17 protein-coding genes are annotated in these 18,428 nt (G+C 72.6%); 10 read left to right on the forward strand and 7 right to left on the reverse strand.

Translation table 11 applies throughout. The features are described from left to right. Positions 1-19: 19 nt before the first annotated feature. Positions 20-676, reverse strand: coding sequence for a TrmH family RNA methyltransferase (locus QE381_RS09500; protein WP_307217620.1), 657 nt, complete (start codon positions 674-676; stop codon positions 20-22). A 171-nt stretch (positions 677-847) separates the two neighbouring features. Between QE381_RS09500 and QE381_RS09505 the strand changes: the two genes are divergently transcribed. Both QE381_RS09505 and QE381_RS09510 read left to right on the forward strand, forming a co-directional pair. Beyond that, positions 848-2,122 carry an Nramp family divalent metal transporter gene (locus QE381_RS09505; RefSeq protein WP_307217622.1) on the forward strand — a complete coding sequence of 425 codons (1,275 nt, stop codon included), beginning with the start codon at positions 848-850 and terminating at the stop codon, positions 2,120-2,122. A gap of 15 nt (positions 2,123-2,137) precedes the next feature. Further along, positions 2,138-2,770, forward strand: a complete 633-nt coding sequence (locus tag QE381_RS09510; protein WP_373426928.1) for a metal-dependent transcriptional regulator — start codon at positions 2,138-2,140, stop codon at positions 2,768-2,770. 12 nt (positions 2,771-2,782) lie between these two features. Here QE381_RS09510 and QE381_RS09515 read toward each other — a convergent pair whose 3' ends face one another. Beyond that, entirely contained in the window at positions 2,783-3,745 is a 963-nt protein-coding gene (locus QE381_RS09515) for an SDR family NAD(P)-dependent oxidoreductase (protein WP_307217626.1), read from the reverse strand. Between the two features lie 265 nt (positions 3,746-4,010). Between QE381_RS09515 and QE381_RS09520 the strand changes: the two genes are divergently transcribed. After that, positions 4,011-4,793, forward strand: coding sequence for an HAD-IIA family hydrolase (locus QE381_RS09520; protein ID WP_307217628.1), 783 nt, complete (start codon positions 4,011-4,013; stop codon positions 4,791-4,793). 44 nt (positions 4,794-4,837) lie between these two features. On the opposite strand, the gene QE381_RS09525 is transcribed toward QE381_RS09520, so the two are convergent. The 3 genes from QE381_RS09525 to QE381_RS09535 form a co-directional block, all read right to left on the reverse strand. Then, on the reverse strand, positions 4,838-5,119 hold the full coding sequence (locus QE381_RS09525) for a hypothetical protein (RefSeq protein ID WP_307217630.1): 282 nt from the start codon (positions 5,117-5,119) through the stop codon (positions 4,838-4,840). Between the two features lie 149 nt (positions 5,120-5,268). Next, positions 5,269-5,847, reverse strand: a complete 579-nt coding sequence (gene pyrE / locus QE381_RS09530; RefSeq protein ID WP_307217632.1) for an orotate phosphoribosyltransferase — start codon at positions 5,845-5,847, stop codon at positions 5,269-5,271. 588 nt (positions 5,848-6,435) lie between these two features. Continuing rightward, complete coding sequence (locus QE381_RS09535) at positions 6,436-7,212, reverse strand: SDR family oxidoreductase (RefSeq protein ID WP_307217633.1); 777 nt, start codon at positions 7,210-7,212, stop codon at positions 6,436-6,438. A gap of 125 nt (positions 7,213-7,337) precedes the next feature. Between QE381_RS09535 and QE381_RS09540 the strand changes: the two genes are divergently transcribed. From QE381_RS09540 to QE381_RS09560, 5 genes are all read left to right on the forward strand, one after another. Further along, entirely contained in the window at positions 7,338-8,183 is an 846-nt protein-coding gene (locus QE381_RS09540; protein WP_307217634.1) for an exodeoxyribonuclease III, read from the forward strand. A 61-nt stretch (positions 8,184-8,244) separates the two neighbouring features. After that, a complete protein-coding gene (locus QE381_RS09545; RefSeq protein ID WP_307217636.1) occupies positions 8,245-9,501 on the forward strand; it encodes a sensor histidine kinase in 1,257 nt (418 codons plus the stop codon). Continuing rightward, entirely contained in the window at positions 9,494-10,210 is a 717-nt protein-coding gene (locus QE381_RS09550) for a response regulator transcription factor (RefSeq protein WP_307217638.1), read from the forward strand. Before QE381_RS09545 ends, QE381_RS09550 begins: the two co-directional genes overlap by 8 nt. 115 nt (positions 10,211-10,325) lie before the next feature. Beyond that, positions 10,326-11,210 (forward strand): ABC transporter ATP-binding protein, encoded by an 885-nt coding sequence (locus tag QE381_RS09555; RefSeq protein ID WP_307217640.1) that lies wholly within the window; start codon positions 10,326-10,328, stop codon positions 11,208-11,210. Further along, positions 11,207-12,346 (forward strand): ABC transporter permease, encoded by a 1,140-nt coding sequence (locus tag QE381_RS09560; protein WP_307217642.1) that lies wholly within the window; start codon positions 11,207-11,209, stop codon positions 12,344-12,346. The genes QE381_RS09555 and QE381_RS09560 overlap by 4 nt, the downstream gene beginning before the upstream one ends. Before the next feature lie 104 nt (positions 12,347-12,450). Here the strand turns inward: QE381_RS09560 and QE381_RS09565 are convergent, their stop codons facing one another. Both QE381_RS09565 and QE381_RS09570 read right to left on the reverse strand, forming a co-directional pair. Continuing rightward, positions 12,451-14,244, reverse strand: a complete 1,794-nt coding sequence (locus QE381_RS09565; protein WP_307217644.1) for a glycoside hydrolase family 15 protein — start codon at positions 14,242-14,244, stop codon at positions 12,451-12,453. A gap of 127 nt (positions 14,245-14,371) precedes the next feature. Beyond that, the gene (locus QE381_RS09570; RefSeq protein WP_307217647.1) at positions 14,372-15,019 is read right to left on the reverse strand and encodes a TetR/AcrR family transcriptional regulator; all 648 of its coding nucleotides are present in this window, start codon (positions 15,017-15,019) and stop codon (positions 14,372-14,374) included. Between the two features lie 124 nt (positions 15,020-15,143). Between QE381_RS09570 and QE381_RS09575 the strand changes: the two genes are divergently transcribed. Together QE381_RS09575 and QE381_RS09580 are read left to right on the forward strand one after the other, a co-directional pair. After that, positions 15,144-16,925: a carboxylesterase/lipase family protein gene (locus QE381_RS09575; protein WP_307217649.1), complete on the forward strand. Its 1,782-nt coding sequence runs from the start codon at positions 15,144-15,146 to the stop codon at positions 16,923-16,925. Between the two features lie 117 nt (positions 16,926-17,042). Continuing rightward, positions 17,043-18,410, forward strand: a complete 1,368-nt coding sequence (locus QE381_RS09580) for a glucose-6-phosphate dehydrogenase (protein ID WP_307217651.1) — start codon at positions 17,043-17,045, stop codon at positions 18,408-18,410. The last annotated feature ends 18 nt before the right edge of the window (positions 18,411-18,428 follow it).

Raw genomic sequence — 18,428 nt, forward strand, 5'->3', positions numbered from 1 at the left:
TTGCGGGAGCGTATGCGTCTCAGCCCGCCCAGCGACGGCACCACTCGTGCATCACGACCGCGGCGGCGGCGGCCGCGTTGATCGAGCGTGTCGAGCCGTACTGCGTGATCTCGATGTGTCCGGATGCCGAAGCCAGCGCCTGGGCGGAGAGTCCCGGTCCCTCCTGCCCGAACAGGAGCACGCATCGCTCGGGCAGGTCGGCGCGGTCGACGGGCACGGCGCCGGTCGTGTTGTCGACCGCGAGGATCGGCATCCCGTTCTCCGCCGCCCACGCCGTGAAGGCGGCGACGTCCTCGTGGTGGACGATGTGCTGGTACCGGTCGGTGACCATGGCGCCGCGGCGGTTCCAGCGGCGGCGGCCGATGATGTGCACGGACTCGGCGAGGAACGCGTTGGCGCTGCGGACGATCGAGCCGATGTTCAGGTCGTGCTGCCAGTTCTCGATCGCGACGTGGAACGGATGCCGCCGCGCATCGAGGTCGGCGACGATCGCCGCCATGCGCCAGTAGCGGTAGCGGTCGACGACGTTCCGGGTGTCGCCCCCGGCGAGCAGCTCGGGGTCGAGGCGCGGGTCTTCGGGCCAGGCGTCCGGGCCGCCGGGCCAGGGTCCGACGCCGTGCTGCGGCGCCTGGTCCCCGGCGTCGCCGCCCTCGACGCGGTCCGTGTCCTCGTGCACCCGCGCCAGCCTACCCACCCGGCCGGCCCCGTGCCCCGCGCCCGCTCGCGCCGGGATCCCCGCCGAGCTCGCTCGTCCGCGTCTCGATGCGACGCGTGGCCTCGGCGAAAGAGGGGCACCAGGACGCGGAAGCAGGTTTCGGGGGACCGAAAAACAGGGTAGGTTTTCGGCATGCCGAAAGTCATTGCGGAGGAGGGGGTCGCGCCGGCTCGCGCCCGCGACACGCGGCTCGTCTGGCTGCTGGGGCCCGCCCTCGTCGCCGGCGTCGCCTACCTCGACCCGGGCAACGTCGCCAGCAACATGACGGCCGGAGCCCTGTTCGGCTACCTGCTCGTCTGGGTCGTCATCGCGGGCAACCTCATGGCCTGGCTCGTACAGTACCTGTCCGCGAAGCTCGGCATCGTCACCGGCCGGAGCCTGCCGCAGCTGCTGGGCGACCGCATCCACCGCCCCTGGGCGCGGCGCGCCTACTGGCTGCAGGCCGAGGTCGTCGCGATGGCGACCGACATCGCCGAGGTCATCGGCGGCGCGGTCGCGCTCCAGCTCCTGTTCGGGCTGCCGCTCGTCTGGGGCGGCGCCATCACGGGAGCCGTCTCGATCGCCCTGCTCGTCTTCCAGGCACGGCGCGGCGCACGCGCCTTCGAGACCGTCGTCATCGGGATGCTGCTGGTCATCGCGATCGGCTTCTGCGCGGGCATCGTGGTCGCTCCCCCGGACCCGGCCGGCATCGCCGGCGGGCTGGTGCCGCGGTTCGAGGGAACGCAGTCGGTCCTGCTGGCGGCATCCATCCTCGGCGCGACGATCATGCCGCACGCGATCTACGCCCACTCGGCCCTCTCCCGCGACCGGTTCCGCCCGGCAGGGGCGACGGGGCCCGCGATGTCCGCCGCGCGGATCGGCTCCCTCCTGCGCGCGACCCGATGGGACGTCACGATCGCGATGGCCGTCGCCGGCACCGTCAACGTCGTGATGCTGCTGCTGGCGGCGTCCAGCCTCGCGGGCGTGCCCGGAACCGACTCCCTCGAGGGCGCCTACGCCGCGATCCGCGAGGGCATCGACCCGGTGGTCGCGACCCTGTTCGCGGTGGGACTGCTCGCGAGCGGCCTGGCCTCGACCGCGGTCGGGGCCTACGCGGGCTCGGAGATCATGGCGGGCCTGCTGCGGGTGCGCGTCCCGGTGGTCGTGCGGCGGCTCGTGACCCTGGTGCCCGCGCTCGCGATCCTCGCGGTCGGCGCCGATCCGACATGGGCCCTCGTGCTCAGCCAGGTCGTGCTGTCGTTCGGCATCCCGTTCGCCCTCGTGCCGCTCGTCTGGCTGACGGCCCGACGAGGCGTGCTGGGCGTGTTCCGCAACCGCACGCTGACGACGGTCGCCGGCGCCGCCGCATCCGTGCTCCTCATCGCGCTGAACGGCGTCCTCCTGTGGCTCGTGGCGACCGGCGGGTAGCCTGAAGGGGTGCGCGTGTCCGCCGTCGCAGACGACTACCTCAAGTCGATCTACCACCACACCGAGTGGCAGGATGCGCGCATCACGCCCTCGCGTCTGGCGACCGAGCTCGGGCTCGCACCCTCCAGCGTCACCGAGATGGTGCGAAAGCTCGCCGCGCAGGGGCTCGTGAGCCACCGACGCTACGGTCCGATCTCGCTGACGGTCGAGGGGCAACGACGGGCCGCGGCGATCGTGCGGCGCCACCGTCTCATCGAGACGTGGCTCGTGCAGGAGTACGGCTACACCTGGGACGAGGTGCACGACGAGGCCGAGATCCTCGAGCACGCACTGAGCGACCGGCTCCTGGACCGCATCGACGAGCGGCTGGGGCACCCGCGGTTCGACCCGCACGGCGATGCGATCCCGGATGCGGACGGCACGATCGAGCGCGTGCCGTTCGTGCAGCTGCGCGACGCCGCGCCGGGCCACCGCGGCCGCATCCTGCGGGTGAGCGACCGCGACCCGGAGCTGCTGCGCGAGCTCGAACGGCTCGGCGTCGACGTGGGGCGCGAGGCGACCGTGACCGGCACCGGCGCGCTGCGCCTCGACGGCGAGCCGATCACGCTGCCCCGCGACGCGGAGCACGCGATCTGGCTGTCGATCTGAGGCCGGACGCCCTCAGCGGCGAGCTGCCTCGAAGGGCCACCGCATCCGGGTCGTGTTCTCGCACATGACCCACAGCCGCTCGCCCACGGCGGGATCCCGCGTGAGCTTGGCCGGCGTCGAACGGCGCGGCTCGCCGCGAACGAGCATGCCGGGACCCCACATCTGGCCCCCCTCGACCGCCGGGTCGGCGAGCGCGCGCACGAGCGGCCAGGCGCCGTGCTCCTTGGACTGGGTGATGGGCGCCTGCAGGTTGTCGACGAAACGACCCATGCGGCTGGGCTCGTTGACGCCCTGTATGCCGGGCGTGCGCCCGCTCGGGGAGTATCCGGGGTGGGCGATGACGCTCGCCACCGGCACCCCTCCCGTGCGGAGCCGGCGATCCGCCTCCAGCCCGATGGCGGTCGTGGCGACCTTGGACTGCACGTAGGCGCGCCAGGCGGAGTAGCCGCTCGCCAGCTGCGGGTCGACGGGGTCGTAGTTGCCCATCGAGGTGGACATGCTGCCGAGCCACACCATGCGGCCGCGTCCCGCAGCGAGGGTCGTGAGCAGCGCGCCCGCGAGGGCGAAGTGGCCGAGCACGTTGGTGGCCAGCACGATCTCGTTGCCGTCACGGGTGGTCTGGCGCTGCTTGGGCGGGTGGACCATCCCGGCGTTGAGCAGGAGTCCGTCGATGCGGCCGCGCTGCCGCACGGTGGCGGCGGCGGCACGCACGGAGCCGAGATTGCTGGTGTCGAGCAGAAGCGTCTCGATGGCGCCGGGGATGCGGTCGTTGTCGGCCAGGCGTGCGGTCGCGGCCGCGCGGGCGGCGGCGAGCCGGTTGGGACTGCGACCGGTCATGATCACCTGGGCGCCGGCGCGGGCGAGCTGCTCCGAGGCGAAGAAGCCGATCCCGGCGTTGGCGCCCGTGACGAGGTACGTCCGGCCGGTCAGGTCGGGCAGGTGGCGCGGATCCCAGTCCGCCGCACGCGCGCTCACGCGTCGAGCCTAACGCTGCCGCATCCGGTGTTCGCCCCGTCCGGACCCCCTGCACCGTCAGGCTCGCGGTCGCGGCGGCACCCGGCGGATCCGCACCTGCGGGGATCGTCGCCGACACGCCGGCCCGGCGGCATCCGGCGCGGCGTGTCGCGCACGATCCCCGCACCGAGGCACGGGGCGAGCACGAGCCGGGCTCGGGCAGGAGCCGAGCTCGGGCACGAACCGGCACCGGCACCGGCACCGGCAAAGCGCCTAGGCTGGCGGCATGCGCACGCGCGACGACATCGAGTGCTGGCTGACCGACATGGACGGCGTGCTGGTGCACGACAACCGGCCGATCCCGGGCGCGGCGGAGCTGCTCGCCCAGTGGCGCGACCGCGGCACGCCGTTCCTGGTGCTGACCAACAACCCGATCTTCACCCCGCGGGACCTCAGCGCGCGGCTCGCACGCTCGGGCCTCGACGTCCCGGAGGACCGCATCTGGACGTCGGCGCTCGCGACCGCGGAGTTCCTCAAGACCCAGATGCCGGGCGCCACCGCGTTCGTCATCGGCGAGGCGGGGCTGACGACGGCGCTGTACGAGGCCGGTGTCGTCATGACCGAGACCCAGCCCGACTACGTCGTGGTGGGCGAGACCCGGCAGTACTCGTTCGAGGCGATCACGCAGGCGATACGCTTCATCAACGCGGGGGCGCGGTTCATCATCACCAACCCGGATGCGACGGGTCCGACGCCGTTCGGGATCGTCCCGGCCACGGGTTCCTTCGCCGCGATGATCACGCATGCCACCGGCAAGGAGCCCTACGTCGTCGGCAAGCCCAACCCGATGATGTTCCGCTCGGCGCTGAACCGCATCGGGGCGCACTCGGAGAGCACCGGCATGATCGGCGACCGCATGAACACGGATGTCGTCGCCGGCATCGAGGCGGGCCTGCACACCGTGCTCGTCATGACCGGCATCAGCGACCCCGCGGAGATCGAACGCTACCCGTTCCGCCCCGACGAGGTGCTGGGTTCGGTGGCCGACCTGCTCGTCTCGAACGACTGAGACGACGTCCGTCCGACGCCCTCATCGGGGCGGATGCCGACGACTCAGCGGTAGTAGGTCATGCTGAAGCCGTAGCCTCGACCCTCACCCCGGTCCGCGCAGGAGTCACCCGCGTACACCTGGCCGCCGGTGGCGGTGATGAGCCGAGAGGTGAACCACTCGGCAGCCTCGCACGCGCCCTGCGATGGGAAGTGCTCGAGGACGATCGTGTGGCTGGGCCGCTCGGCGGCCGAGACGGTCGCCGCCTGCGCCGGAGCGGCGACGGCGGCGGCGAGCACGGCGGCACCGGCGGTGGTGAGCGCGGCGAGGGGAGCACGGTTCTTCACGGGGGGATTCCTTCCGTATCGGACGCCGTCAGTGTTCCACGAAAACCGTCGCGCGCGCGGAATCCCTCCACAGGCCCCGGCTTCGTCGCGCGGCCGGCACCCGATCGTGGTCGATGCGCGGGACGATCGAGCGGATGCCGCGCCCCTCGCTACTGCGGGGCGAGCCCGAGGTCGTCGAGGTCGATCGCGGCGAGCCACTGCAGACCCTCCGCCTCGACGGCTGCCTGCGCGCCGGTCTTGCGGTCCACGATGACGGCGACCGCGACGGGCTCGGCGCCCTCACGGCGCAGCGCCTCGACGGCCTTGAGCGCCGACTGCCCGGTGGTCGAGGTGTCCTCGACCACGACGACGCGCTTGCCCGCGACGTCCGCGCCCTCGATCTGACGACCGCGGCCGTGGTCCTTCGGCTCCTTGCGCACGACGAACGCATCGAGCGGAGTGCCCGCGCGCACCGACTCGTGGAGCACGGCGTTGGCGATCGGGTCGGCGCCGAGGGTCAGCCCGCCGACCGCGACGATGCCGTCGACGTCGCGGACGAGGTCGAGCATGATGCGCCCGATCGCGGGAGCCGCGCGATGGTCGAGCGTGAGCTTGCGCATGTCGACGTAGTACGACGCCTTCTTTCCGCTGGAGAGCGTGAAGTCGCCGTGGAACACCGCCTCGGCGGTGATGAGCGCGATGAGCGCCTGGCGGTCGGCCTCGAGCTCGGGAGTGGATGCGGTGGTCACGACGTCGAGTCTACGGATGCCGGCGCGCCGTCGCCGGGTGGCCGGGATGTCGCGTCCCGGCCACCCGCGCCGGCTACTGCGCGTCCAGCGGGAGGAGGATGCTCTTCACGCGCGAGTCGGTCGCGAGGAGCTCCTGCACCGCCGGGTCCTGAAAGGCGGCGACGAGCTTCTTCACGTTGTCGGCGTCGGCGCAGTCGGACCCGATCGTCAGCTGACCGGCGAAATCGTCGGGTGCCGGCGGGGCGAGGATCTGCTTGCGGATGTCGATGCCCGCGTCCAGGCAGTACTCGGTGCAGCCGACGGGCGAGCAGCGTGACGCACTGTGCGAGCGTCGACCTGCCCGCGCCGGAGGGTCCGGCCACCGCGACGATCTCGCCGCTGGCGACGGAGGAGTCGAGGCCGTCGAGCACGGTGGTGGCGTCGGCGCCGTGGCCGACGACCTTCGTGAGCCGGTCGAGCTGGATCATGACGCCCGACCACAGGGTCTTGTGGACTCGGGCGTGAACCCCGAGCCGTCCCACGGCGCCCGGCGACCCCGCGTGACGGCTCGCGCGCGGGCGCGTGAGGCGATGCGCCACAAGCCGCGCCCTACCAGCGGGCGACGATGCGCGCGGCCATGCCGGCCATGAGCCGCGTGGGGATGAATCGGGTCAGGGCGGCGACCGCGGCGTTGGCCCGACCGGACACGACGCTGGGCGGCGTGCGGCGGCGGTCCAGCGCAGCGAGGCCCGTCGCCACGACCTGCTCGACCGCCTGGAACCCGCCCACCGACGGGTCCTCGATGCCGGCGACGGAGAAGAAGTCCGTCCGGGTCGCGCCCGGAGACAGTGCCATCACCTTCACCCCGTGCGCCCGCGCCTCGTGCCACACGGCCTCGGAGAACGTCCGCACGAACGTCTTGCTCGCGCCGTACACGGCCATGCCCGGGATCGGCTGGTAGCTCGCGGTGCTGGCGATGTTCACGATCGCGCCCCGCCGGGCCGCCACCATCGCCGGCAGGAAGGCGCGCGTCACGTCCACGAGCGCGCGGACGTCGAGGTCGATCTCCCGCTCGAGGCGTTCCGCATCCGTCGCGATGAGCGCGCCGTGCGTGCCGAACCCGGCGTTGTTGACGACGACGTCGACCTCGCCCTCGATCACGTCGCGCAGCCACCGGCCCGCTCCCGGCTCGGCGAGATCGCGAGCGAGGACCTCGGCGCGGATCCCGTTCGCGGCCGTCAGCTCCGACGCGAGCGCCTCGAGCCGGTCCGCGCGACGCGCGACCAGCACGACGTCGGACCCGCGAGCAGCAAGGGCACGGGCGAAGCCCGCCCCGATCCCGGAACTGGCGCCCGTGATGAGGGAGCGACGGGGGAGGAAGACCATGGCATCTCCTGACTCGGTCCAGCGCACGGTCACGGCGCGATGGTTCGGTGACACCGATTCTCGTCCTCCGGCGAGCACCGCATCACGCCGCGGGCGACGGCGTCCCGCGGCTCTAGGCTGGATCCATGCGCCTGGCCACCTGGAACGTCAACTCGATCCGCGCGCGCGTCGTTCGCACCGTGGAGTTCTGCGTCCGCGAGAGCATCGACGTGCTGGCGATGCAGGAGATCAAGTGCAAGCCCGAGCAGTTCCCCTATGCCGCCTTCGAGGACGCCGGCTACCACGTCGTCGCGCACGGGCTGAACCAGTGGAACGGCGTCGCGATCGCGAGCCGCGAGCCGATCGAGGACGTCGAGACGGCCTTCCCCGGGATGCCCGGATTCCTCAAGGGACACGAAGGGCCCGACCTCCCGCAGGAGGCGCGCGCGATCGGCGCGACCATCGACGGCGTGCGGGTCTGGAGCCTGTACGTCCCGAACGGCCGCGGGCTCGACGACCCGCACTACCGCTACAAGCTCGAGTGGCTGGCGGCTCTGACGGGCTACACGCGTGAGACGCTCGCGGCGGACCCCGACCTGCCGCTCGCCCTCGTCGGCGACTTCAACATCGCGCCGACCGACGCCGACAACGGCGACCCGACCGTGATCGAGGGCGTCACCACGCACGTCTCGCCGCCCGAGCGCGAGGCGTTCCAGGCGCTGCTGGACGCCGGGCTGTCGGACGTCGTCCGCCCCCTCGTCCCCACCGGCTACACCTACTGGGACTACAAGCAGCTGCGCTTCCCCCGTAACGAGGGACTGCGGATCGACTTCGTCCTCGGCTCGCACGCCTTCGCGGACGCGGTCGCGGGAGCCGCCATCCATCGCGACGAGCGCAAGGGCGAGATCCCGAGCGATCACGTGCCCGTCGTCGTCGACCTCGACCTGACAGCGGATGCCGACGACGACGATGTGCCGATGATCTTCGGCTGATCGCCGCGCCTCCGTCGCGCGGGGGATGCCGCGCGGGCACGGCTCGCCGTAGCGTGGGGGGATGCTCCCGCTGACGCCCGCCCAGCAGCGCGCCGACATCGTGCTGGCCGCCGGCGTGTGCGTCGGGGCGCTGGTGAGCGCGACCCTCTCGGCGGTCGCCGGCGTCTACGGTGCCGAGCAGTCGGACTTCGCGCTGGCGGTCGTCTACGCCTTCGTGCTCGCCGTCCCGATCGCGTTCCGTCGGCGGCTGCCCGCGACCGCGGCGGTCGTCGTGGCGGTCGCCTACTTCGCCGCCGTGACGTTGCGCGTCCCCGAGCTGTACGCCGGCAACATCGCGATGTTCATCGCGTTCTACACCGTGGGCGCCTGGTCGCCGAACCGGGTGCGCGCCCGCTGGACCCGACTCGGCATCACCGCGGGAATGTTCGCGTGGCTGCTGATCACACTGTTCGTCGAGGCGGCCGCACCGGCGCCCGAGGGCGGACTGTCGCGCGCGGGCGCGTTCTCTCCCTACGCGGCCTCGATCCTGTTGATGATCCTCATCAACGTGCTGTACTTCGCCGGCGCCTACTCGTTCGGGGAGCGCACGTGGGCGGCGGCACGGCAGCGGACGCTGCTCGAGGAGCGCACGGCGGAGCTGGAGCGCGAGCGGGAACGCACGGCCGTACAGGCGGTCGCGCTCGAACGCGTGCGCATCGCCCGCGAGCTCCACGACGTCGTGGCCCACCACGTCTCGCTCATGGGCGTGCAGGCCGGCGTCGCCCGCACCGTGCTGGCCTCGGATCCGGCCGCGGCGACCGCGACCCTGACGCAGATCGAGGAGGAGGCGCGCACGGCGCTCGGCGAGCTCCGGCACCTGCTCCAGACCCTCCGCACGAACGACGAGGACGAGGCGTCCGACCCCGCCGCCCTCGACACGAGACACGGCCTCGCCCAGCTCGACGCCCTCCCGGCGCTCGCAACGGATGCCACGGATGCGGGGCTCCCGACATCCGTGACGGTCGTGGGCGAGCCCTGCGCGCTCCCGGAGACGGTGCAGCTGAACCTCTACCGGATCGCGCAGGAGGCGCTCACGAACGCGCGCCGCCACGGGGGCCCCGGCGCCGCCGCCGATGTCCGGCTGCGCTACACCGCCGACGCGGTCGAGCTGGAGGTGTCCAACACGGGCCGCCGGGCCTCACGGACGGACGGCGGGATGGGGCACCTGGGCATGCGCGAGCGCGCGGCGGCGTCCGGCGGCTCGATCGAGCTGATCCCGCGACCGCAGGGCGGCTTCGTCGTCCGCGCCCGCGTTCCCCTGGAGCGTGCACATGCCTGAGCCGACACGGGTGCTGCTCGTCGACGACCACGCGATGATGCGCGCCGGCTTCCGCGCCATCCTGGACTCGGTCTCCGACATCGAGGTCGTGGGCGAGGCCTCGACGGGCCGGGAGGCGCTGGAGCGGACGGCGGCGCTGCGCCCGGACGTCGTGTGCATGGACGTGCAGATGCCCGACATGGACGGCCTCGAGGCGACCCGCCGGATCGTCGCCGACCCGGAGGCGACCGCATCCGTCGTCGTCGTGACGACCTTCGACCGCGACGACTACCTGTTCGCGGCGCTCGCGGCCGGGGCGAGCGGGTTCCTGCTGAAGAACGCCGGTCCGGAGCAGCTGATCGCGGCCGTGCGGCTGATCGCGGGCGGCGACGCCCTGCTCTCGCCCGAGGTCACCCGGCGGGTGATCGCACGGTTCGCCACCGAGCACGCCGCCGCCGACGCGGGAGACCTCCCGACGACGGGGCCCGTCGCTGGCGGAGCCGCCTCCGCGCCGGCGCCCGCTCAGGAGCCGAACCGGTTCGGGCTGACCGACCGCGAGGACGAGGTCCTCCGTCTCATGGCGGAGGCGCTGAGCAACGCCGAGATCGCCGAGCGACTGTTCATCGGCGAGTCGACCGTCAAGACGCACGTCTCCAACGTCCTGCTCAAGCTCGGGGCGCGCGACCGCGTGCAGGCGATCGTCTACGCCTACCGCGCACGCCTCGTGTGACCACGAGCGCGCACCGGAGTCCGCGCTCGGAGGGAGCCGCGAGCTCCGCCCTGCGGCGGAGGCGCAGGCGGTCGGGTCTGCGTAGCGTCGAAGACGACCAGACGAGGAGGACCGCATGCTGGAGCTGAGCGGAGTGACCAAGAGCTACGGCAGCCGGCGGGTGCTGGACGACGTGGCGTTCCGGATCGAGCCCGGCCGGCTCACGGGGTTCGTCGGCGGCAACGGCGCCGGCAAGACCACGACGATGCGCATCGCGCTGGGCGTGCTGTCCGCCGACGCCGGCACCGTCACGCTCGGCGGGCAGCCGGTCACGGCCGACGACCGGCGACGCTTCGGCTACATGCCCGAGGAACGCGGGCTGTACCCGAAGATGAAGGTCGGCGAGCACATCGCGTACCTCGCGCGCCTGCACGGGTTCGGAAAGCCGGATGCGGCCGCCGCCGCCGAGCGGCTGCTCACCCGGCTGGGGCTCGCCGAACGGCTGGGCGATCGCGTCGAGACGCTGTCGCTCGGCAACCAGCAGCGCGCGCAGATCGCGGCGGCCCTCGTGCACGACCCGGAGGTGTTGATCCTCGACGAGCCGTTCTCGGGGCTCGATCCCCTCGCGGTGGACGTCGTCGCCGGCGTCCTCGCCGAGCGCGCCGCCGCCGGCGCCGCCGTGCTGTTCTCCTCCCACCAGCTCGACGTCGTCGAGCGGCTCTGCGACGACCTCGTGATCATCGCGGGCGGGACGATCCGGGCGGCGGGCTCGCGCGAGGCGCTCCGCACGCAGCACGCCCGGCTCCGCTACGACCTGTCGAGCGCCGACGACCTCGGCTGGCTCCGCGACGAGCCCGGCGTCACGGTCGTCGACTTCGCGGGGGGCGACGCCGTGTTCGACGCCGACTCCCCCGAGACCGCGCAGCGCGTGCTGCGGCGCGCCGTGGCCACGGGCTCGGTCACGGCGTTCGCCCCGCAGCATCCCACCCTCGCCGAGATCTTCACGGAGGTGATCCGATGAACACGTCCCGTCCCGCCGCGCCCAGCACGGCGCAGAGCGTCTGGCTGGTCACCGAGCGCGAGATCGGCTCGCGGCTGCGCAGCAAGGCCTTCGTGATATCGACCGTGATCCTGTTCGCGGTGGCCCTCGCGGCCGTCGTCTGGGGCGGGTTCGCGGCGGGCAACCCCGCCGCGACGAAGGTGGCGGTGACGCCCGAGACGGCGTCGGTCGTCTCGGGGCTGACGGGCCTGGAGGTGACGGATGCCGTCTCCGCCGCCGAGGCGGCGGACCTGGTCCGCGACGGCACGGTCGAGGCGGCGCTCGTGCCGAACGAGCAGCTGCGGCAGATCGACGGGCTGACCGACCCCACGGCCCCCGGCCCGTTCGACTACACGGTGCTCGGCGGCACGGACGCCCCCTCGGGGCTCCTGTCGCAGCTGAGCCAGCGACCCGCCGTGCAGCTGCTCGATCCGCCGTCGACCGACTTCCTGGTGCGGTACTTCGTCGCCCTCGGATTCGGTGTCGTGTTCCTGTTGGCGGCGTCGACCTTCGGCGGGACGATCGCGCAGTCCGTCGTGGAGGAGAAGCAGACGCGCGTCGTCGAGGTGCTCATCTCGGCGATCCCGGTGCGGGCGCTGCTGGCCGGCAAGGTGCTGGGGAACACCATCCTGGCGATGGCGCAGATCCTCGCGCTCGCCGCCATCGCGATCGTGGGGCTGACGGTCACCGGGCAGGACCTCGTGCTGACCGGTCTGGGCGGACCGCTCGTCTGGTTCGCACTGTTCTTCCTGCTGGGGTTCGTGCTGCTCGCCTCGCTGTTCGCGGCGGCGGGGGCGATGGTCTCCCGGCAGGAGGACATAGGCTCGACGACCGCGCCTCTCACGATGCTCGTGATGCTGCCGTACTTCCTCGTGGTGTTCTTCAACGACAACGCGCTCGTGCTGACGATCATGTCGTACGTGCCGTTCTCGGCGCCGGTCGCGATGCCGCTGCGGCTGTACCTGGGCGAGGCGGCGTGGTGGGAGCCGGTGCTGTCGCTCGTCGTGCTCGCCCTGACCTGCGTCGCCGCGATCTGGGTCGGTGCGCGCATCTACAGCGGCTCGCTGCTGCGGATGGGCGCCCGCGTGCGTCTCCTCGAGGCGCTCTCCCGCTCCTGACCCCGCCCCGCCCGAGTCCGCGAGACCAGTCCGCGCCGCCGAGACCGGTGGGTAACCCGCCGGTCTCGGCGCGCGAGACTGGTCTCGCGGTCAGGCAGACGGGCTCACCGACGGTGGGCGGCGCGGCCGGCATGGCCGGCGAGCGCGTCGGCGGCGCCCACGAGCGCCAGGTGCGAGAGGGCCTGGGGCGTGTTGCCCGCCTGACGGCCGGACGCCGCGTCGAACTCCTCCGCGACGAGCCCCAGGTCGTTCGCGGCGCGGCAGGCGCGCGCCATGAGCTCCTGCGCATCCTTCGTGCGCCCCATCGCGGCGTACTGCGTCACGAGCCAGAACGAGCAGGCGATGAAGGCGTTCTCGCCGCCGGCGAGCCCGTCGACCCCGGTCGAGGCCCGGTAGCGCTGCACGAGACCGTCGCGCAGCAGGGTCTGCTCGATCCGCTCGACCGTCGCCACCATGCGCGGGTCGTCGGGCGCGCAGAAGCCGACCTGCGGCAACAGCAGCAGGGATGCGTCGACCTCGTCCGTGCCGTAGTGCTGGACGAACCAGCCGCCGGCGGGATCGACGCCGCGCGCGTGCACCTCGGCGGCGATGCGGGCGCGCAGCTCGCGCCACCGCTCCACCGGACCGTCGAGGCCGAACCGCTCCACGGCGCGGATGCCGCGGTCGAACGCCGCCCACATCATCGCCCGGGACTGGGTGAACATCTGCGGCTCGCCGCGCACCTCCCAGATGCCGTTGTCGGGGCGATCGATGCCGGCCTCGACGCGGTCCAGGAGCGCGCGCTGGAGCGCCCAGGCGAACGGCTCCTCGTCGAGCCCGGCGATCCGCGCGGCCTCGAGCGCCACCATCACCTCGCCGATCACGTCGGCCTGGTACTGCGTCACGGCGCCGTTGCCGACCCGCACGGGCGCCGCGCCCTGATAGCCGGGCAGGCTCGTCAGCTCCTGCTCGTCGAGGCGGCGCTCGCCAGCGAGCCCGTACATGATCTGCATCTGCGCGGGGTCCCCCGCGACGGCCCGCAGCAGCCAGGTGCGCCAGCGCTCGGCGACCCGGAGGAACCCGTGGGCGATGAGCGCCTCCAGCGTGAGGGAGGCATCGCGCAGCCACACGTAGCGGTAGTCCCAGTTGCGCGCGCCGCCGAACTGCTCGGGAAGCGAGGTCGTGGCGGCGGCGACGATGCCGCCCGTGTCCTCGTGCGTGAGCGCACGGAGCACGACGAGCGAGCGCACCACGAGGTCACGATGCGGGCCGCGGTGGTCGATCCGTGCGGCCCAGTCGTCCCACCAGTCGCGGGTCTCGGCGAGCGCCGCGTCGACGTCGAGCAGCCCCGGGTCGGGCCGGTACGAGTGCGACCAGGTCGCCACGAGATCGCAGGTCTCCCCCGCCGCCACCGCGAAGACGGCGCGGTGCGCGTGGTCGCTCGGCACCAAGGCCACCCCGCGCACGACGAGCGTGTCCGGCCCCGCCGTCGCGTGCAGGGCCGGCGCCTGCTCGTCCCCCACCTGGCGCACCCACGGCATCGCGCGGGCGTAGTCGAACCGCATCCGCAGCGAGGTCGAGAACTCGACATGCCCGGAGACCCCGACCACGCGCCGCACGAGATCGACCCGGCCGCCGTCGATCGGCATGAAGTCGAAGACCTCGGCGATGCCGGATGCGGTCTCCCACCGGGTGACGAGGATCATGCTGTCGCCGTCGTAGCGCCGTGTCGCGGTGGCCGCCGGATCGCTCGGGGCGAGACGCCAGCACCCCTGGTCCTCGGACCCGAGCAGCGCGCCGAAGATCGACGCGGAGTCGAAACGCGGCGCACAGAACCAGTCGATGCTCCCGCCGCGGTCCACCAGCGCGGCGGTCCGGCAGTCGCCGATGATGGCATAGTCCTCGATCGCGGAGCTCACGCAACCGATTCTGCCGCGCGCGAGCCCGGTGCGCCTCGAACGACGTCGGTTCGGTCGATGGCGTTCTCGCCTCGGACGCCGCCGTGGATGGCTGCACGGCGGGTCGAGGTGCACGCGGCATCCCGGGCTAAGGGTGCTCGCGATCCGGTTCTCGCTCTCCGGAAACGTCCGTGAGCCCCCGGATCACGGCCGCGACGACGGTACGTCGCGTCCGGGCGGCATCGGCATCCACCGGCGACAGCCCGACGGCGCCGACATGGGCGGCGACGACGGCCTTGGCCAGCACGGACGCGTCGACGACGGGATCGCGGCCATGCGCACGGGCGAAGGCGACCAGCCGTTCACCCAGCTCGCCCGCGACCTCGCCGCGGTCGATCGACAGAGCCTCGGCGAACGCCGGATCCGCAGCCGCTTTGGCCAGGAGGACGGTCCGGAGCGAGAACCATTCACGGTCTCCGGGCAGCGAGTCGAGGAGGTGCGCGACGGCCTCGTCGAGAGTCGTGTCCGCGGCATCCGCCGAGACCTCGACATCGATGGCGTGGTGGAGCCTCGTCCACACGGCGGCCGACTGCTCCTGATGCAGGGCGAGGTAGAGCTCGTCGACCGTGGCGAAGTTCGAGTAGAAGGCACCGCGGGTGTAGCCGGCGCGAGTCGAGATCTCCTCGACGCTCTGGCTGATCGTCCCTCGTTCGTCGAACAGCTCGGCTGCGGCGGCGAGAAGGCGACGTCGCGTCTCGCTCCGCCGCCGCAGTGGCGCCGGCTGGCCCTCCCTCATCACCCCAGCGTACGGCCAACGCGACGGTCTCCATCGGTTACGATACGATCTGTATTAAATTCACTATGTATTGAGGGAGCCCATGTCACCGACTACTCCGCTGTGGACATCGAAGAGAGCCTGGGTGCTCGTCCTCCTCACGGGCCTCGTCGGCGGCTCGCTGGCCTGGCTGGACGGGGCGACCTGGTGGGGCTGGCTCCTCGTGGGCGCGGCTGTCGTCCTGGCGGGGTGCGCCGCGGGACTGTTGAGACACCGCCACTGGGCGATCCAGACCCTGACATGGGCGCTGGCTGTGAGCGTCGTCGCAGGCGCGGCGCTCATCGGAGGCCCGGTGCCGGGCACGCGGACGCTCGACGGCCCCCACACCGATCCGGTCGCGACCGCCGAGGGCGACGTCGTCGGAGTACGGATCGACGATGCCGGCGTCGACGCCTTCGCGGGCGTGCCCTATGCAGCGCCGCCGGTCGGTCCCCTGCGATGGGAGCCGCCGGCGCCCGCGCTGCCCCGAAGCGACGTGCTGGTGGCGGACGACTTCGGACCCTCGTCGTTCCAAGCGGAGCCGAGCTTTCTGACGCGTGCCGCTACGCGCCTGATGGACATGCCGCTCGAGGAGACGCTGCTCGGAGGATACGCGGCGGACGAAGACAGTCTGCGACTCAACATCTGGCGGCCGACGGACGCGTCCTCGGGCGAACCCCGTCCCGTGCTGGTGTTCGTGCACGGCGGCTCCTTCACCGGCGGGTCGGGCGCGCTTCCCCTGTACGACGGCACGGCGCTCGCCTCTCGCGGGGATGTCGTCGTGGTCACCGTCAACTACCGCCTCGGCGTCTTCGGCTTCCTCGCCGACGACGCGCTCGGCGGCACGACGACCGGGAACCAGGGGCTGCTCGATCAGCTGGCGGCTCTCCGCTGGGTCCACGACAACATCGGGGCCTTCGGCGGCGATCCGGACCGTGTGACCGTCGCCGGCGAGTCGGCCGGTTCCGGCAGCGCGTGCATCCTGGGCGCCTCGCCGCTCGCCGCTGGCCTCCTCCACGGCATCATCGGTCAAAGCGGCGGTTGCCTGGGCTCGGCGGGCGATCGTGAGGACGGCGACCTCTATGACGACGCTCCGACGGCGCGAGCCGCCGCTCGGGCTCTCAGCGACGCCCTCGGCGGCGCGACCCTGGAGCAGATGCGCGCCATGCCGGCCGCGCGCATCGCCGAGGCGGCGAAAGGCCTCACCGTGCACTGGTGGCCGACCATCGACGGGCACGTCCTTCCCGACACCCCGACCGCCATCTATGCCGGCGGCCAGCAGAACGACGTCCCTCTCCTCCTCGGCAGCAACGCCGACGAGACCTCCCTCGGCCTCATCGGAGGCATGGACTCCGACCCCGTGGCGTACGAACGCGAGGTGCGCGAGACGTACGGGCCCGACGCCGACGCGTTCCTCCAGCTCTATCCCGGCGGCGACGCCGACAGCGTCATCCGCTCGCGCATCCGCTCCGGCACGCACCAGTCGATGACGGCCCCCATGCGGAAGTGGGAGCTCGCCGCCACGGCGACCGGGCACTCGCCCGTCTACACCTACTACTTCTCCCACACGCCGACGGTGCCCGGGCTCGAGCGGTTCGGCGCGTATCACGGCGCCGAGATCGCCTACGCCTACGGCAATCTCGGCACAGACGGCACACCCGGTTCCATCGACGCCGACCGCCGCCTGGAATCAGAGATGTCGCAGTACTGGATCGCGTTCGTCACCCGGCACGACCCGAACGCGCCGGGCCTCGCGCACTGGCCATCGCTGCAGGAGGATCCCTCCGACGTTCTCGAGTTCGGCGACCTCACCTCGGTCGTCCCCCGCCCAGACGCAGCTGCGGTGGACTTCTGGCTGACGCGCGACCACCGTCGCGACTCCCCGTGAGCGCGACGGGTCACCACGATGACCGGGTCCACCGAGCCCCCGGCCGAGGAGTCGCCCGCGTCGGAGGCGAGAGCCGTGTCGCGCGACGCTCAGGAGCGAGCGAGCTAGGTTGAGAGCGTGACGGACGACACGACACTCGTGATTCTGGGCGCGACCGGAGACCTGACCTCCCGGCTGCTGCTCCCCGCCCTCGGCCAGCTCCTCGACGACGAGCCTGATCGCCGGGTGCGTCTCATGGGAGCGGGCGTGGACCAGGTCTCCGACGCGACCTGGCGCTCCCACGTGGGAGAGGCGTTCGGACCGGATGCCGGCGCCCACGCGCGCGACGTCGCCAAGACCACGACCTACCGCAAGACCGACATCACGGATGCGGCCGACATGAAGGCCCTGCTGGCCGAGACCACGGGGCGGCCCGTCCTCTACTTCGCGGTGCCGCCCGCCGTCGCGCAGGCGTCGTGCGAGGCGCTGCGGCCCGGCGATCTGCCGGAGGGCACCATCCTCGCCCTCGAGAAGCCGTTCGGCTCGGACGAGGCGTCGGCGCATGCGCTCAACCTGACCCTGCGCGCCCTGCTGCCGGAGAACCAGATCTTCCGGGTCGACCACTTCCTGGGTCGCTCGACGGTCCTGAACCTGCTGGGCGTGCGCTTCGCGAACCGCGTGCTGGAGCCGGTGTGGAAGGCCGAGCACATCGAGTCCGTCCTCATCCGCTACGACGAGACGCTCGGGCTGGAGGGGCGCGCGGGGTACTACGACAAGGCCGGCGCGCTCGACGACATGATCCAGAGCCACCTGCTGCAGGTGCTCGCGATCGTCGCGATGGAGCCGCCGGCGACCCTCCACGAGGCCGACCTCCGGGACGCGACGACGGCTGCGCTGCGTGCGACGCACGTCTGGGACGACAATCCCGTGCATTCGTCCCGGCGGGCGCAGTACACGGCCGGCACGGCGGCCGGCGAGCGCATGCCGTCGTACGCGGACGAGCCGGGCGTCGACCCGGCCCGGCAGACCGAGACCCTCGCGGAGGCGACCTTCGAGGTGCGCACGGCCCGCTGGGAGGGCGTGCCGTTCACCCTGCGCTCGGGCAAGGCGCTGGGGTCCGCCGTGCACGAGATCGTGCTGTCGTTCCGGCCGGTGCGTCATCTGCCGGACGGCTTCACGGGCGAGGCGCCGGGCTCCGTGCTGCGCTTCTCGCTCGGCCCGGACGCGATCTCGCTCGAGCTCAACGTGAACGGCCGCGAGGACCCGTGGGCACTGGGACGCGCCGCCCTCGAGACGGATCTCGGCACCGGCGCGCTCCGCGCCTACGCGGACGTGCTGGCGAACATCCTCGACGGGGATGCGGCGCTCGCCGTCCGCGGCGACGCCGCCGAGCAGTGCTGGCGCATCGTCCAGCCGGTGATCGATGCCTGGCGACGCGGCGACGTCCCGCTCGATCACTACCCGGCCGGCAGCGAGGGACCCGAGGGCTGGCCGGCGCTGCCCTGACCGGCCGCTCCGCTCCGC

Origin of the sequence: Microbacterium sp. SORGH_AS_0888 (assembly GCF_030818905.1) — a bacterium.
Lineage (GTDB): Bacteria > Actinomycetota > Actinomycetes > Actinomycetales > Microbacteriaceae > Microbacterium.